Genomic DNA, 562 nt, shown 5'->3' on the forward strand with positions numbered 1-562 from the left:
TCAATATAGCCAGCACCGATATTAGCGTTGTTTTTCTCCAGTGCCGCTACTAAATCATCAAAGCTGAGCTGGTAGGCCAGCAGTCTTGAAGGTTCCGGGGTGACGTGGAACTGCTTTTCAAAGCCGCCAATGGTATTGACTTCGGTAACACCTGGAACCAGGCGCAATTGCGGACGTATCACCCAATCCTGCAAGGTGCGTAAGGCCGTCGCATCATACGGCTCACCATTTTCCATCAAGGCGCCCGGTTTCGCATGCACCGCATAGTGAAAGATTTCACCGAGGCCTGTGGCAACGGGTCCCATCGCCGGATCGATTCCCGAAGGCATCTCGCTTTTCGCCTGCTGCAAGCGCTCGTTGATAAGATTGCGGGCAAAGTAAATGTCCGTGCCTTTTTCAAACACCACGGTCACCTGAGACAGGGCATAGCGTGATATCGAACGGGTACTCTCAACATAGGGCAACCCCGTGATCGCCAGTTCTACCAGGTAGGTAATGCGTTGCTCCACTTCCAGCGGTGAGTAGCCTGGGGCTTCTGTATTGATTTGCACCTGGACATTGG

Annotated in this window: 1 protein-coding gene; it reads right to left on the bottom strand. The window is 53.2% G+C overall.

The features are described from left to right. A partial coding sequence (locus tag LGT44_RS08880) for an efflux RND transporter permease subunit (protein WP_230333579.1) occupies window positions 1–562 on the bottom strand: 562 nt, incomplete at both ends.

Source organism: Thalassolituus alkanivorans, assembly GCF_020447205.1.
In the GTDB taxonomy this organism is placed as follows: Bacteria; Pseudomonadota; Gammaproteobacteria; order Pseudomonadales; family Oceanobacteraceae; genus Venatoribacter; species Venatoribacter alkanivorans.